This window comes from Saonia sp. (assembly GCF_056326165.1).
The window spans coordinates 5,690-22,632 of sequence record NZ_JBWFBN010000026.1; the positions used below are offsets into that span (position 1 = coordinate 5,690).

Here is a 16,943-nt window from a genome sequence, read left to right on the forward strand (position 1 = left end):
AGCCATCCGTGGTCTGGGCCTCTACATTGTCCGGAATACCATCATCATCACTGTCAATGTCAATACTATCTGCATAACCATCATTGTCACTGTCGATGTCCCCGTCTCCCTCTACTGTATCCAAGATACCATCGTTGTCATCATCTATATCTGTTACATCTGGAACGCCATCACCATCCGTGTCGGGACCATTGTCGTCCGTTGGGTCCAAATAGTCCGGGGTGCCATCGTTGTCACTATCATCATTGGTCGGGTCACCATCATTGTCAGCATCCTCATCTGGAGTATCTATTCCATCTCCATCATCATCCAAATCCCTATAGTTAACATCCTCCGTACCATCTGTATCTGGTAAATCGTTCGCAGGATCGTCTATCTCATCGTTCACATCAAAACCATCATCCACATCACTGCCCTCATAACCATCATCCAAGCCATCACCATCCGTGTCTGTTCCAGTATAGGTCCAATCTGGTACACCATCATAATCAAAATCATTGCCCTCATTGTCATCTGACACCAAATCATTGTCACTGTCATCATCCAAATAATCCGGGTTGTCAGTACCATCGGTGTTCACCGGTGTAAGACCTTCATCTCCCGTGCCCTCATAAGCATCGTCCAAGCCATCGTTGTCTGAATCACTGCCCGTTGGTCCTACATAGCCATCCGTGGTCTGGGCCTCTACATTGTCCGGAATACCATCATCATCACTGTCGATGTCAACTCTATCTGGTATACCATCACCATCACTATCAACATCATCATTGAATGTAGTAGTCTGTGGATTAACAAAATTATCAAGACATGAAAACTGAATTCCTGCTTGTCTAGCTACATTAGTAGTAAAATTATCTTGAGTGGCTGTTTGAATTCCAAAACGAAAAACAAAACTAGAAAGGTCTACAAATTCTACTGCTACATTAACAGATGGGTTTTGATTAGAAATACCATCATATTCTTTCATTCCCCCATTAACCAATAAACCTCCAGAGGTATTGTTTATCAAAACTTCATTATTTTCATCTACAGTATAACTTGCGGGGGTATCAAATCTATTATATTCTTGATATTGCTCATTACCATCTACATCTATAAAATTCATAATTATTTCATTCAACACAACAGGATTACTGGTCCCTTTACTTACTAATGTAATTTTAAAGTCTACATAGGGACGTCTTTCATCATCAGTTGTTGTGAAAAAAATTTCAGGTTTAAAAAATCCAGGGTCAATTTCATTTTGATCAAGAATTGCAATTTGTCCGTTTACAATCTTATCAATAGTTACCAAAGCATCTAAATCAACTGTAATATCCTTTATTCTATATATTGCACCTTCATTATAGCCATTTCCGTATTCGAGTACTGGCGTGGTAGAAAAATCTAATTTTGGAATAGTATTACAATCAAAATCTGTAGTTATTGTGCTCGACTCACTTCTATCTAAAATACCATCATTATCAGAATCTATATCTAAATAATCGAATTTTGAATCATCATCAGAATCCACCGGGTTTATTCCATTGGAACTAACCTCATAAGCATCATCCAGACCATTTACATTATTATCTATTCCTGATGGCTCGATGTAATTAATTGGTGATTGACCTTCTATGTTGTCCGGAATTCCATCATTATCAGAATCTATATCTAAGTAATTAGGAATTCCATCATTGTCAGTATCCAAATTATAGGTTTCTACTACATCGATAATACCATCCCCATCGTCATCAAAATCATCATTATTAAATACTCCATCACCATCCGTATCCACATCGGTTATATCAAATACATTGTTGTGAGCATTAAAGGAGGTATTAAGACAAAACAAAAAAAGAAAAGTCATTAATCCTTTTCCATAAATCACTAATATTCTAAGTCTTAAGAAAGTAAATTTTTCCATAAATGATAGTTTTTATTATAAACTAATCACCATGGCATTAGGTAGTATAAATCGTAAGAAGGTGGGGCTTCTTAATTATTAATGCAAGATAAAGTTAAATTTTTGATCAACCATGTTTTATAGATTATCGACAGACAAAAATCTTCAAATAACCTCTTTAGTAGTTCTAAAGTATAACTCTAAAATTTCTTACTTACATTAAAATACGTAACCCATAACGTAAAAAGTTTACGGATATTTTAATTAAATTTTTCATGCAAATAAATCATTTTCTCCTTTTTCAGCTAAACACTGCCAACAACACCATAATTCTATTATTTTTGCCCAAATTTTATTAATGAATTTTGAAGAAGAAATAAAAAAAAGGCGGACGTTTGGGATTATATCACATCCAGATGCCGGTAAAACAACTCTTACTGAGAAATTGTTGTTATTTGGAGGCGCAATACAAGAAGCGGGTGCTGTTAAAAACAATAAAATAAAGAAGTCGGCAACTAGCGATTTCATGGAGATTGAGCGTCAAAGAGGGATTTCTGTGGCCACCTCCGTATTAGCATTTTTATACAAGGATAAAAAAATAAACATCCTCGATACACCTGGACACAAAGATTTTGCAGAAGATACCTTTAGAACATTAACGGCAGTTGACAGTGTTATAGTTGTTATTGATGTTGCCAAAGGTGTTGAAGAACAAACTGAGAAACTGGTCCAAGTTTGTAGAATGCGTAAAATTCCCATAATTGTTTTTATTAATAAGTTAGATAGAGAAGGTAAAGATGCGTTTGATTTACTTGATGAAGTAGAACAAAAATTAGGTTTAACAGTTTCACCTTTAAGCTTCCCTATTGGGATGGGTTACGATTTTAAGGGAATTTATAACATCTATGAAAAAAACATTAACTTATTTAGTGGTGACAGTAAAAAGAATATAGAAGATACAATTGCTTTTGATGATATTAATAATCTCAATCTTGATACTATTATTGGAGGAAAAGCCGCCGACGCTTTAAGGGAAAATTTAGAATTGGTAAACGGTGTTTACCCAGAATTTGACAAGAAGGCTTATTTAAATGGAGAACAACAACCTGTTTTTTTCGGTTCAGCACTCAATAATTTTGGGGTGAGGGAATTATTGGATTGTTTCATTGAAATTGCCCCTATTCCCAAAGATAAAATGTCCCAAGAACGTTTGGTAAAATCAAATGAAAAAAGCTTAACAGGATTTGTCTTTAAAATCCATGCAAACATGGATCCCAAACATAGAGACCGATTAGCGTTTATAAAAATTGTATCGGGCACTTTTGAAAGAAATAAGCCCTATTTACATGTACGTTCAAATAAAAAAATGAAATTTTCTAGTCCAAATGCCTTTTTTGCAGAAAAAAAAGAAATTGTTGACATCTCCTATCCTGGAGATATTGTGGGCTTGCATGATACTGGGAATTTTAAAATTGGAGACACTTTAACAGAAGGAGAAATACTACATTATAAAGGTATTCCAAGCTTTTCACCAGAACATTTTCGTTATATAAATAATGCTGACCCAATGAAAGCAAAACAACTTTCCAAAGGAGTAGATCAACTTATGGATGAGGGTGTGGCTCAGTTGTTTACTTTGGAAATGAATGGAAGAAAAATAATAGGAACAGTTGGAGCACTTCAATATGAAGTCATACAATACCGGTTAGAGCATGAGTATGGTGCTAAATGTACCTATGATAACTTTTCGGTTCACAAAGCATGTTGGGTAGCCCCAGAAGATGCAAATAATGACGAGTTTAAGGAATTTAAAAGGGTAAAACAAAAGTTCTTGGCAAAGGACAAAAGGGGGCAATTGGTTTTCTTAGCCGATTCACAGTTTTCATTACAAATGACACAGCAAAAATACCCAACAGTAAAACTTCACTTTACATCTGAATTTGAATAAAAAAAACGCAAAACATAGTTTTGCGCTTTTTTTATTTATGCCTCTCCCGTGGGGCCAAAATTTAATGGTATAGGAGGTTGGTCATAGTCTTTAATAGTGCCATGAGCGTCTTCAAATTTGCTAACATTATCATTAAGCGCCTTTAAAAACTTTTTTGCATGCTGAGGTGTTAAAACAATTCTGCTCTTCACCTTAGCTTTTGGAGCTCCGGGCATCATACTAATAAAATCTACTACAAATTCTGAAACTGAATGGTTAATGATTGCCAAATTGGAATAAATTCCCTCAGCAGTCTTTTCGTCTAGCTCAATATTAATTTGTTTTTGATTTTTATCAGCCATATCAAATATTATTAAAACTTCAACTCTTCCTTACGAGCCATAATCTCATCATATTCTTCCTTAGAACCAACAATGATGTTCTCATAATCTCTCATACCTGTTCCTGCAGGGATTTTATGCCCAACAATCACATTTTCCTTCAATCCTTCCAAAGTATCTACTTTACCACTTACGGCAGCTTCATTAAGAACCTTTGTAGTTTCTTGGAACGATGCAGCAGAAATAAATGATTTAGTCTGTAAAGATGCTCTTGTAATACCTTGCAAAATTGGTGTAGCAGTTGCAGCAACAGCGTCTCTAGCAGATACTAAAGTTTTATCCGATCTTCTCAATAAAGAATTTTCATCTCTTAACTCACGAGCAGTAATAATCTGTCCAGGCTTTAGGTTTTCCGATTCCCCAGCTTCCTCAACAACTTTCTTGCCGAAAATTTCATCGTTCTCTCGGATAAAATCATCTTTGTGCGCTAATTGATTTTCCAAGAAAATAGTATCTCCCGGATCTTCAATACGAACTTTCCTCATCATTTGCCTTACAACAACTTCAAAGTGCTTGTCATTAATTTTTACCCCTTGTAAACGATATACTTCTTGCACTTCGTTTACCAAGTACTGCTGAACAGCTGAAGGTCCTTTAATTGCTAAAATATCTTCTGGTGTTATAGAACCATCGGATAATGGCATACCTGCTCTAACATAATCATTCTCTTGAACCAAGATTTGATTTGAAAGTTTTACCAGATATTTCTTTATCTCACCTAGTTTAGATTCAATAATTATTTCTCTGTTACCTCTTTTGATTTTACCGAAAGAAACAACACCATCAATCTCTGAAACAACTGCTGGGTTAGATGGGTTACGAGCTTCAAATAATTCGGTAACTCTTGGAAGACCACCAGTAATATCACCTGCTTTAGCAGATTTACGCGGTATTTTCACCAATACTTTACCTTCTTTAATTTTGTCTCCGTCATCAACCATAATGTGAGAGCCAACTGGTAAGTTATAAGAACGTAATGTCTCTCCTTTACTATCTTGAATCAATAAAGTTGGAATCAACTTCTTATTTCTAGATTCTGAAATTACTTTCTCTTGGAAACCAGTTTGTTCATCAATCTCAACTTGATAAGTAACACCTTGCTCAATATTTTCATAAGCAATCTTTCCTGCAAATTCAGAAACAATTACACCATTAAATGGATCCCATTGACAAATAACATCGCCCTTTTTAATTTTAGAACCATTTTTAACAGACAATTGTGAACCATATGGAATGTTGTTTGTACTCAATGTAATACCTGTATTAGCATCAACTACTTTAATTTCCGAAGTTCTAGAAATAACTATTTCAACCAATTGACCATCACTTCCTTCTCCTTTTACAGTTCTTAAATCTTCAATCTCGGCTATACCGTCAAATTTAGCTTCTAATTTATTATCCTCAGAAATATTCCCCGCAATACCACCAACGTGGAACGTACGTAATGTTAACTGTGTACCTGGTTCTCCAATTGATTGTGCGGCAACTACTCCTACAGCTTCTCCTCTTTGCACCATTTTATTGGTGGAAAGGTTTCTACCATAACATTTGGCACAAATTCCTTTTTGAGCCTCACAAGTTAATGCGGAACGTACTTCTACTTTCTCAACAGGAGATTCTTCAATTTTCTTTATATCTGATTCCATTATTTCCTGACCAGCAGTCAATAATATCTCCTCATTCAATGGATTATAAACATCGTGCAAAGAAACTCTACCAAGAATTCTTTCTCCTAAAGTTTCTACAACCTCTTCATTCTTCTTTAAGGCCTGTACAGTTACACCTCTTAATGTCTCACAATCTTCTATATTAATGATTACATCCTGAGAAACATCTACCAATCTACGTGTTAAGTAACCCGCATCGGCTGTTTTAAGTGCAGTATCCGCAAGTCCTTTACGGGCACCGTGAGTAGAAATAAAATATTCTAGAATTGATAATCCTTCTTTAAAGTTAGAAAGGATTGGATTCTCAATAATTTCTCCCCCACCAGCAGTAGATTTCTTAGGTTTGGCCATTAATCCACGCATACCTGTCAACTGTCGTATCTGCTCCTTAGAACCCCTAGCACCAGAATCCAACATCATATATACAGAGTTAAATCCTTGTTGATCCTCACGGATACGTTTCATGGATAATTCTGTAAGCATAGCATTAGTTGATGTCCAAACATCAATTACTTGATTGTAACGTTCATTATTGGTGATAAGACCCATATTATAATTGGTCATAATACCATCTACTTGCCCATTAGCATCAGCAATCATCTCATGCTTCTCTTGTGGGATAATAATATCACCTAAACTAAAGGACAATCCACCTTTAAAGGCAAATTGATATCCCATAGTTTTTATTTGATCTAAGAAATCAGCTGTAGTTGGCACATCAGTAACACTTAAAATATTACCAATAATATCACGTAAAGCCTTCTTGTTCAATACTTGGTTTATATACCCCGCCGCTTCTGGCACAACCATGTTAAATAAAACTCTACCGACAGTAGTTTCAACAATTTTGCTAACCAGTTCTCCTTCTTCATTAAAGTCTTTAGTTCTCACTTTAATACCAGCATTTAGATTAACCATGCCTTCATTAAAAGCAATCTCTACTTCTTCATAAGAATAGAATGTTAATCCTTCTCCTTTTATTTTTACTTCTGGAGTAGATTTTCTTTCTTTGGTCATATAGTAAAGACCCAAAACCATATCCTGAGAAGGTACCGTAATAGGAGAACCATTTGCTGGATTCAATATGTTTTGAGAAGCCAACATTAATAATTGAGCTTCCAAAATAGCTTCTGGACCTAAAGGAAGGTGCACCGCCATTTGATCTCCATCAAAATCCGCATTAAATGCTGTACATGCCAAGGGGTGTAATCTAATTGCCTTCCCTTCTATAAGTTTAGGCTGAAAAGATTGAATACCCAATCTGTGCAATGTAGGAGCACGGTTTAGCAATACTGGATGCCCTTTTAATACATTTTCTAAAATATCCCAAACTACAGGTTCCTTTTTATCTATAATTTTCTTAGCAGACTTTACTGTTTTTACAATTCCTCTTTCAATCAGTTTTCTGATTACAAAAGGCTTGTACAGTTCAGCTGCCATATCTTTTGGAAGACCACATTCATACAATTTCAATTCAGGTCCCACAACGATTACCGAACGAGCTGAATAATCAACACGCTTACCAAGTAAGTTTTGACGGAAACGTCCTTGCTTACCTTTAAGTGAATCTGAAAGTGATTTCAATGGTCTGTTTGATTCTGTTTTTACAGCAGATGCCTTACGAGTGTTATCAAACAATGAATCCACAGACTCTTGAAGCATACGCTTCTCATTTCTAAGAATTACTTCTGGAGCCTTAATTTCTACCAATCTTTTAAGACGGTTGTTTCTAATGATTACACGTCTGTACAAATCATTTAAATCTGATGTTGCAAAACGACCACCATCCAACGGCACTAAAGGACGTAATTCTGGTGGAATAACTGGAATAACCTTCATAATCATCCATTCCGGTCTATTTTCCCTATTTTCCTGAGATTCTCTCAAAGCCTCAACAACTTGAAGGCGTTTTAAAGCCTCTGTTTTACGTTGCTTAGACGTTTCTGTATTTGCCTTGTGTCTTAAATCGTATGACAATTGGTTCAAATCAATTCTCGCCAATAGGTCGATAAGACATTCAGCACCCATTTTAGCAATAAACTTATTAGGGTCTGTATCTTCTAAATATTGATTTTCTGCAGGAATAGATTCCAAGATAGTAAGGTACTCCTCTTCAGTTAAGAAATCCATTTTCTGAATTTCTTCCCCTTCTGCACCTTTAGCTACCCCAGGTTGTATTACTACATAACGCTCGTAGTAAATAATCATATCCAATTTCTTGGATGGCAACCCTAAAAGGTATCCTATTTTATTAGGCAATGAACGGAAATACCAGATATGAGCAACCGGCACAACCAAATTAATATGACCTACTCTGTCTCTACGAACTTTTTTCTCTGTTACCTCAACTCCACAACGATCACATACAATTCCACGGTAGCGGATTCTTTTATATTTACCACAGGCACACTCATAATCCTTAACAGGTCCAAAAATACGTTCACAGAAAAGCCCGTCACGCTCTGGTTTATGAGTTCTATAGTTTATGGTTTCAGGTTTTAAAACCTCACCTCTTGACTCTCCCAAAATTGCTTCTGGTGATGCCAATCCGATTGAAATTTTATTAAACCTTTTTATTGGATTATTATCTTTTATTCTAGCCATAACTTGTGATGATACTGTTTTAATTTATTTGATGTAAAATAGTTTCTACACTATTTTATTATTCTTCCAATCTAATATCCAAACCTAATCCCTTAAGTTCGTGCATTAATACATTGAAAGATTCTGGCAAACCAGGCTCTGGCATTGTTTCTCCTTTAACGATAGACTCATATGTTTTTGCTCTACCAATAACATCATCAGACTTAACCGTTAATATTTCACGCAGGGTTGCAGATGCTCCATAAGCTTCCAGAGCCCATACTTCCATCTCTCCAAAACGTTGACCACCAAACTGGGCTTTACCACCCAATGGTTGTTGTGTAATCAATGAATAAGGTCCAATAGAACGTGCGTGCATTTTATCATCAACCATATGTCCTAGTTTCAACATATAGATAACTCCTACAGTTGCAGCTTGGTCAAAACGTTGTCCTGTTCCACCATCATATAAATACGTATGTCCAAATCTTGGAATACCAGCTTCATCTGTATATTCATTAATTTGATCCAATGTAGCTCCATCAAAAATTGGAGTAGCATATTTTCTACCCAATTTAAGACCGGCCCAACCAAGAACAGTTTCATATATCTGTCCAATATTCATACGGGATGGTACGCCAAGCGGATTCAATACAATATCAACCGGAGTTCCATCTTCTAAGAAAGGCATATCTTCTTGACGAACAATACGTGCAACAATACCTTTGTTACCATGACGACCAGCCATTTTATCACCAACTTTAAGCTTACGCTTTTTAGCAATATAAACTTTGGCCAATTTCATGATACCAGCTGGCAATTCATCACCAACAGAAATGGTAAACTTATCTCTTCTTAAATTTCCTTGAAGGTCATTTAATTTGATTTTGTAATTGTGCAACAAATCCGCAACCAAAGCATTGGTATCCTTATCCGTAGTCCAACTTCCACCAACCAAATGCGCAAAATCATCAACTGAATTTAACATTTTCATGGTGTACTTCTTACCTTTAGGAAGTACTTCTTCACCCAAGTCATTTAAAACGCCTTGAGAAGTTTTTCCATTAATTAAGGTAAATAGTTTTTCTACCAATACATCTTTAAGCTGTTGGAATTTAACTTCATAGTCCATTTCCAATTTAGAGATTGCCTCCTTATCCTCCGAACGCTTACGCTTGTCCTTTATAGAACGAGAGAATAATTTTTTATCTATTACAACACCTCTAAGTGATGGTGATGCTTTTAATGAAGCATCCTTAACATCCCCAGCTTTGTCACCAAAAATGGCACGAAGTAATTTTTCTTCTGGAGTTGGATCAGATTCTCCTTTAGGTGTAATCTTACCTATTAATATATCTCCAGGTTTTACTTCAGCACCAATACGAATCATACCGTATTCATCCAAATCTTTTGTTGCTTCTTCAGAAACATTTGGAATATCATTTGTCAATTCTTCAGCACCCAGCTTAGTATCTCTAACCTCTAAAGAATATTCATCAATATGAATTGAAGTAAAAATATCCTCACGAACTACTTTTTCAGAAATCACGATGGCATCCTCAAAGTTATACCCTTTCCAAGGCATAAAGGCAACCTTCATGTTTCTACCCAATGCCAATTCACCAGCTTCAGTAGCATATCCTTCACAAAGAACCTGCCCTTTTTTAACCTTATCTCCTTTTTTAACAATTGGTTTTAGGTTAATACTAGTTCCTTGATTGGTTTTTCTGAATTTTACTAATTGGTATGTTTTAGAATCCTCTTCAAAACTTACTAATCTTTCTTCTTCAGTACGTTTGTATTTAATGGTTACTTTTTGAGCATCCACATATTCTATAACACCATCTTCTTCTGCATTTATCAATACTCTAGAATCAGAAGCAACCTGTCTTTCCAAACCAGTACCAACAATTGGTGATTGTGGTTTTAATAATGGAACTGCTTGACGCATCATGTTTGACCCCATCAAAGCACGGTTGGCATCATCATGTTCCAAGAAAGGAATTAATGAAGCTGAAATTGACGCAATTTGATTGGGAGCAACATCCGTATAATTTATTTCAGCTGGATCCACAACAGGGAAATCACCTTCTTCTCTGGCAATAACCTTTTCAACATCTATCTCGCCATTATCTTTCATTGGAATGTTGGCCTGAGAAATTTTCATTCCCTCCTCTTCCTCTGCACTCAAATAAACAAACTCTTTGGTATTTACTTTACCTTTGGTAACCTTACGATACGGCGTTTCCAAGAAGCCCATTGGGTTAACTTTTGCAAAAACTGAAAGTGAAGATATAAGACCAATGTTTGGTCCCTCTGGTGTTTCAATTGGACAAAGTCTACCATAGTGAGTATAGTGAACATCACGTACCTCAAAACCAGCTCTTTCTCTAGAAAGACCACCTGGCCCAAGGGCAGACAATCTTCTTTTATGAGTTATCTCTGCTAATGGATTTGTTTGATCCATAAACTGAGATAATTGGTTGGTACCAAAAAATGAATTGATTACAGAAGATAATGTCTTCGCATTAATCAAATCAATTGGAGTAAACACTTCATTATCACGTACATTCATACGCTCACGAATGGTTCTTGCCATACGGGCCAAACCAACACCAAACTGAGATGATAATTGTTCTCCAACTGTTCTAACACGACGATTAGAAAGGTGGTCAATATCATCAATCTCTGCTTTTGAGTTGATAAGCTCAATTAAGTATTTAATAATTGTAATGATATCTTCTTTGGTCAAAACTTGTTTGTCCATTCCAATATCTAACTGTAATTTTTTATTCATTCTATAACGACCAACTTCACCTAAGTTATACCGTTGATCAGAAAAGAACAATTTATCTATAATACCACGTGCAGTCTCTTCATCTGGCGGTTCTGCATTACGTAATTGACGGTAAATGTGCTCTACAGCCTCTTTTTCAGAGTTTGTAGGATCCTTTTGAAGCGTATTATGGATTATTGCATAATCACTTTGGGCATTGTTCTCTTTATGTAAAAGAATAGTTTTTACATCTGCCTCAATAATTTCTTCAATATGACTTTTTTCTAAAATGGTATCACGATCAAGAACAATTTCATTTCTTTCAATAGATACAACTTCTCCAGTATCTTCATCCACAAAGTCCTCGTGCCAAGTATTTAATACTCTAGCCGCCAATTTGCGACCCAATACTTTTTTAAGTCCTGCATTAGAAACTTTAACTTCTTCAGAAAGGTCAAAAATTTCTAAAATATCTTTATCTCTTTCAAAACCAATAGCTCTGAAAAGTGTAGTAACAGGTAATTTTTTCTTTCTATCAATGTAGGCATACATTACGCCATTGATATCTGTGGCAAACTCTATCCAAGAACCTTTAAATGGAATTACTCTAGCCGAATACAACTTAGTACCATTGGCATGGAAGGATTGTCCAAAGAATACACCAGGTGATCGGTGTAATTGAGATACTACAACACGCTCTGCTCCATTGATAACAAATGTACCACTTGGCGTCATATATGGTATAGTACCTAGATATACATCCTGAACAATAGTTTCAAAATCCTCATGTTCTGGGTCTGTACAAAATAGTTTTAATCTAGCTTTTAGAGGAACACTATATGTTAATCCACGCTCTATACATTCTTGGATTGAATATCTTGGTGGATCAATAAAATAGTCTAAAAACTCTAATACGAATTGATTTCGTGTGTCTGTAATAGGAAAGTTTTCCATGAAGGTGTTGTACAACCCTTCATTTCCTCTTTCATCAGATTTAGTTTCAAGCTGAAAAAAGTCTTGAAATGATTTAATCTGAATGTCCAAGAAATCCGGATAGTTCGGTATGTTCTTAGCGGATGCGAAACTTATTCTTTCAGTCTTATTTGTGAACATCGATGGACAAAATTTTGAACGTGAATACTATACTAGTTGGGTGGTATATAACTTTATATACTATTATATATAAAAGGGTTTAGGTCTAACCGCCAAACTGGCGAAAAGACCTAAACCAACATACTATGGTTGTTGCTATTATTTAAGCTCAACTTCTGCTCCTGCTTCTTCCAATGATTTTTTGATACCTTCAGCCTCATCTTTGGCTACACCTTCTTTAACAGCTTTTGGTGCGCTATCAACAATGTCTTTAGCATCTTTCAACCCAAGACCTGTCAATTCTTTAACCAATTTAACAACTGCTAATTTAGATGCTCCTGCTGCTTTCAAAATTACATCGAATTCTGATTTTTCTTCAGCTGCTTCTGCATCACCACCAGCTGCTCCACCAGCTGCTACAGCTACTGCTGCTGCTGCTGGCTCAATACCATACTCATCTTTTAATATATCAGCTAACTCATTAACCTCTTTTACGGTCAAGTTTACCAATTGTTCTGCGAAATCTTTTAAATCTGCCATTTTTCTATCGTTTAATAAATTTTTAAAATATAATTGTTTTTAGTGCGTGCTACTATTTTTCTGATAATGTTTTTAGGATACCTGCTAGTTTACCTCCACCAGATTTAAGTCCAGAAATAACATTCTTGGCTGGAGATTGTAACAATCCAATAATCTCGCCAATCATTTCTTCTTTAGACTTAATACTAACCAAAGTATCTAGCTGATTATCCCCAATGTAGATTGCTTCTTCTACAAAGGCTCCTTTTAATAAAGGTTTATCAGATTTTTTTCTGAAATTTTTAATGAGTTTTGCAGGACCATTTCCTGTCTCAGAAAACATCAATGAAGTATTTCCTTTTAATACTTCAGGGAGTTCTCCAAACTCTTTTTCAGAAGCTTCCATTGCTTTTGACAGCAAGGTATTTTTAACTACAGCCAACTTAATATCGGCTTTAAAACATGCTCTTCTTAAATTAGAAGTTGTTTCTGCATCCAATCCAGATATATCTGCAAGATATATAGTAGAACTATTTGCCAATTGCGCAGTTAAATCTTCTATTACGGTTGCTTTTTCTTCTCTTGTCATAATTATAAAAACTTAGAACTACCGGTTAAACTGCTTTTGGATCTAATTGAACACTCGGACTCATGGTGCTAGACATGTAAATACTCTTTACATAAACACCTTTAGACGCAGTAGGTTTCAACTTCATCAAAGTATCTATTAATTCTTTAGCGTTACCAGCAATTTTATCTGAAGAAAAGGAAGCCTTTCCTATTGCAGCATGTACAATTCCTGTTTTATCCACTTTAAAATCAATCTTACCAGCTTTTACATCAGACACTGCTTTTGCCACATCCATTGTTACTGTACCTGTTTTTGGATTAGGCATTAAACCTCTTGGTCCCAATACACGTCCCAAAGGTCCTAATTTGCCCATAACGCTTGGCATAGTGATAATAACATCAACGTCTGTCCAACCGCCTTTAATTTTATCCAAATACTCATCTAACCCAACAAAGTCTGCTCCAGCCTCTTTGGCTTCCGCTTCTTTATCTGGTGTTACCAAAGCCAAAACTTTTACATCTTTACCTGTACCATGAGGTAGTGTTACTACACCACGAACCATTTGATTTGCCTTTCTTGGATCTACACCCAAACGTACAGCTAAATCTACAGATGCATCAAACTTTGCATTAGTTATCTCTTTTACTAAAGCAGAAGCTTCATCAATAGAATAAAGTTTATTCTTATCTATTTTACTATGAGCTTCTTTTTGCTTTTTAGTTAATTTTGCCATTTTAAATTGCTTTTAAGATTTTAAAAAGGACGTTTTCCTGAAACTTTAAGACCCATAGATCTTGCAGTACCTGCCAACATACTCATAGCAGATTCAACAGTAAATGCATTAAGATCTACCATTTTATCCTCCGCTATTGTTTTAACTTGATCCCAAGAAACGCTACCTGATTTTACTCTGTTAGGTTCGCCAGATCCTTTTTTAATCTTAGCTGCTTCCAATAGCTGAACTGCCGCTGGCGGTGTCTTTACAAGAAAGTCAAAAGACTTATCCTTATATACGGTGATAACAACAGGCAATACTTTGCCTTGTTTGTCCTGTGTACGTGCATTAAACTGCTTACAGAACTCCATGATGTTAACGCCGGCAGCACCTAAAGCGGGTCCAACCGGTGGCGACGGATTCGCAGCACCTCCCCTAACTTGTAGTTTAACTACTTTACTTACTTCTTTTGCCATTGTTTTAAATTAAATTTAAAGTGTGTCAATTGGAAGCAACACAACTTTTATATATGTAACAATTTTATTATACTTTTTCTACTTGCATATAGCTTAGTTCCAATGGTGTTTTTCTTCCGAAAATTTTCACCATTACCTCTAGCTTACGCTTTTCTTCGTTGATTTTCTCAACAGTGCCATTAAATCCATTGAAAGGACCATCTATAACCTTAATAGTCTCGCCCAACACAAACGGAATGGAAACACTGTCCGTATTTACAGCCAATTCATCTACCTTTCCTAACATTCTGTTTACCTCTGCTTTTCTTAGTGGAACTGGATCTCCTCCTTTTGTTTCTCCTAAAAAACCAATAACATTGGTGATAGAGCGAATAATATGGACCATTTCTCCACCTAAATTTGCCTTCACCATTATATAACCAGGAAAATACACTCTTTCCTTGTTTATCTTTTTTCCATTTCTAATTTGGACCACTTTCTCTGTAGGTACCAAAACATCCTCTAAGTAATCTGAAAAACCAAGTCTAGCTACTTCACTCTCTATATAGCCTTTGATTTTGTTTTCTTGACCACTTACAGCCCTTACCACATACCATTTTTTTTCCAATACTTCTGACATAGGGCTTCTTAATTAATTACATTATCGAAATACAATTTTATCAACTTACTGAACAAACTATCCACTCCCCAAGTTGCCAATGCAAACAAAATGGAAAAAACAGCTACAATAACCATAAGGTTAGAAGATTTTTCCCTTGTAGGCAACGTTACGTTGTTCCTAAGCTCTTCAATTGATTCTTTAATATATGTAAACATCAACTTAAATTTTTCAAAAAATGATAGAAAATCTTAAACCTTTGATTTCCTTTTGGCACGGGAGGAGAGACTCGAACTCCCGACACCTGGTTTTGGAGACCAGTGCTCTACCAACTGAGCTACACCCGTTTATATTTACATTGAAAGGTATCCCGCAAAAACGGGACACCCTCAATGAAAATTATTGTTTTAGAATATTAATCTAAAATTTTTGTAACCTGACCAGCACCTACTGTTCTACCACCTTCACGGATTGCAAAACGTAGACCTTCACTCAATGCAATTGGTGAAAGTAAATCAACTATAATAGTTAAGTTATCGCCTGGCATAACCATTTCAACACCAGAAGGAAGGTTTATTGTACCTGTAACATCTGTTGTTCTTACGTAGAACTGTGGACGATAGTTATTATGGAATGGTGTATGACGACCACCTTCTTCTTTTTTAAGGATATAAACCTCAGCTTCAAACTTAGCATGTGGCTTAACAGAACCTGGCTTACAGATTACCATTCCTCTTTTGATATCAGATTTTTCAATACCTCTTAAAAGAATACCAACATTATCACCAGCTTCACCTCTATCTAAAATCTTACGGAACATCTCAACACCAGTAACTGTAGAAGCTAACTTTTCTGCACCCATACCAATAATATCAACTGCATCACCAGTATTAGCAACACCAGTTTCAATACGACCAGTAGCAACAGTACCACGACCAGTAATAGTAAACACATCTTCAACAGGCATCAAGAAATCCTTGTCAACATCTCTTTTTGGAAGCTCAATCCAATCATCAACAGCTGCCATTAATTCCATAACAGTATCAACCCATTTTTGCTCACCATTAAGTGCGCCTAAAGCAGAACCAGCAATTACAGGCCCATTATCACCATCATACTCATAGAAAGAAAGTAATTCTCTAATTTCCATTTCAACAAGCTCTAAAAGCTCCTCATCATCTACCATATCCACTTTATTCATGAATACAACAATTCTTGGAATACCAACCTGACGACCTAAAAGGATGTGCTCACGAGTTTGTGGCATTGGTCCATCTGTAGCGGCAACAACCAAAATTGCACCGTCCATTTGAGCCGCACCAGTTACCATGTTCTTAACATAATCCGCGTGACCTGGACAATCTACGTGCGCATAGTGACGGTTAGCTGTAGAATATTCTACGTGAGAAGTATTAATAGTAATACCTCTTTCTTTTTCCTCAGGAGCGTTATCGATAGATTCGAAGCTTCTCAATTCAGAAAGACCTGCGTTAGCTAATACAGTTGTAATAGCAGCAGTCAATGTAGTTTTACCGTGATCTACGTGTCCAATAGTACCAATATTTAAGTGCGGTTTGGAACGATCAAAAGTTTCCTTTGCCATGTTTAATGAATTTAATCTTAGTTTATATTATATTAGTGTACAAATTCTTATTTATCGTTGAGCCAATGACGAGATTTGAACTCGTGACCTCTTCCTTACCAAGGAAACGCTCTACCCCTGAGCTACACCG

General features: G+C 36.0%; 11 protein-coding genes, 2 tRNA genes and 1 pseudogene. 1 reads left to right on the forward strand and 13 read right to left on the reverse strand.

What is annotated here, in order from left to right; all coding sequences use genetic code 11:
• Window positions 1-1,906 (reverse strand): annotated as a pseudogene (locus AC000W_RS15145) (gliding motility-associated C-terminal domain-containing protein); the annotation flags it as partial.
• 337 nt (window positions 1,907-2,243) lie between these two features.
• Between AC000W_RS15145 and AC000W_RS15150 the strand changes: the two are divergent.
• Window positions 2,244-3,833, forward strand: a complete 1,590-nt coding sequence (locus AC000W_RS15150) for a peptide chain release factor 3 (RefSeq protein ID WP_474749498.1) — start codon at window positions 2,244-2,246, stop codon at window positions 3,831-3,833.
• 35 nt (window positions 3,834-3,868) lie between these two features.
• Here the strand turns inward: AC000W_RS15150 and AC000W_RS15155 are convergent, their stop codons facing one another.
• From AC000W_RS15155 to AC000W_RS15210, 12 genes are all read right to left on the reverse strand, one after another.
• The gene (locus AC000W_RS15155; protein WP_474749500.1) at window positions 3,869-4,174 is read right to left on the reverse strand and encodes a DUF3467 domain-containing protein; all 306 of its coding nucleotides are present in this window, start codon (window positions 4,172-4,174) and stop codon (window positions 3,869-3,871) included.
• Between the two features lie 11 nt (window positions 4,175-4,185).
• Window positions 4,186-8,484 carry a DNA-directed RNA polymerase subunit beta' gene (gene rpoC, locus AC000W_RS15160; protein ID WP_474749501.1) on the reverse strand — a complete coding sequence of 1,433 codons (4,299 nt, stop codon included), beginning with the start codon at window positions 8,482-8,484 and terminating at the stop codon, window positions 4,186-4,188.
• A gap of 58 nt (window positions 8,485-8,542) precedes the next feature.
• Window positions 8,543-12,352 (reverse strand): DNA-directed RNA polymerase subunit beta, encoded by a 3,810-nt coding sequence (gene rpoB, locus AC000W_RS15165; protein WP_474749502.1) that lies wholly within the window; start codon window positions 12,350-12,352, stop codon window positions 8,543-8,545.
• A gap of 138 nt (window positions 12,353-12,490) precedes the next feature.
• Window positions 12,491-12,871, reverse strand: coding sequence for a 50S ribosomal protein L7/L12 (gene rplL, locus AC000W_RS15170; RefSeq protein ID WP_474749504.1), 381 nt, complete (start codon window positions 12,869-12,871; stop codon window positions 12,491-12,493).
• A gap of 52 nt (window positions 12,872-12,923) precedes the next feature.
• Entirely contained in the window at window positions 12,924-13,439 is a 516-nt protein-coding gene (gene rplJ, locus AC000W_RS15175; protein WP_474749506.1) for a 50S ribosomal protein L10, read from the reverse strand.
• A 25-nt stretch (window positions 13,440-13,464) separates the two neighbouring features.
• Window positions 13,465-14,154 carry a 50S ribosomal protein L1 gene (gene rplA, locus AC000W_RS15180; RefSeq protein WP_474749508.1) on the reverse strand — a complete coding sequence of 230 codons (690 nt, stop codon included), beginning with the start codon at window positions 14,152-14,154 and terminating at the stop codon, window positions 13,465-13,467.
• Between the two features lie 20 nt (window positions 14,155-14,174).
• Window positions 14,175-14,612: a 50S ribosomal protein L11 gene (rplK, locus tag AC000W_RS15185; RefSeq protein WP_474749509.1), complete on the reverse strand. Its 438-nt coding sequence runs from the start codon at window positions 14,610-14,612 to the stop codon at window positions 14,175-14,177.
• 67 nt (window positions 14,613-14,679) lie between these two features.
• Entirely contained in the window at window positions 14,680-15,231 is a 552-nt protein-coding gene (gene nusG / locus AC000W_RS15190; RefSeq protein WP_474749511.1) for a transcription termination/antitermination protein NusG, read from the reverse strand.
• Between the two features lie 8 nt (window positions 15,232-15,239).
• On the reverse strand, window positions 15,240-15,428 hold the full coding sequence (gene secE, locus AC000W_RS15195; RefSeq protein ID WP_474749512.1) for a preprotein translocase subunit SecE: 189 nt from the start codon (window positions 15,426-15,428) through the stop codon (window positions 15,240-15,242).
• Between the two features lie 53 nt (window positions 15,429-15,481).
• Window positions 15,482-15,557 (reverse strand) — tRNA-Trp (locus AC000W_RS15200).
• Window positions 15,558-15,625: 68 nt separating this feature from the next.
• On the reverse strand, window positions 15,626-16,813 hold the full coding sequence (gene tuf / locus AC000W_RS15205) for an elongation factor Tu (protein WP_474749514.1): 1,188 nt from the start codon (window positions 16,811-16,813) through the stop codon (window positions 15,626-15,628).
• Between the two features lie 58 nt (window positions 16,814-16,871).
• Window positions 16,872-16,942, reverse strand: a tRNA-Thr gene (locus tag AC000W_RS15210).
• Window position 16,943: the final 1 nt, after the last annotated feature.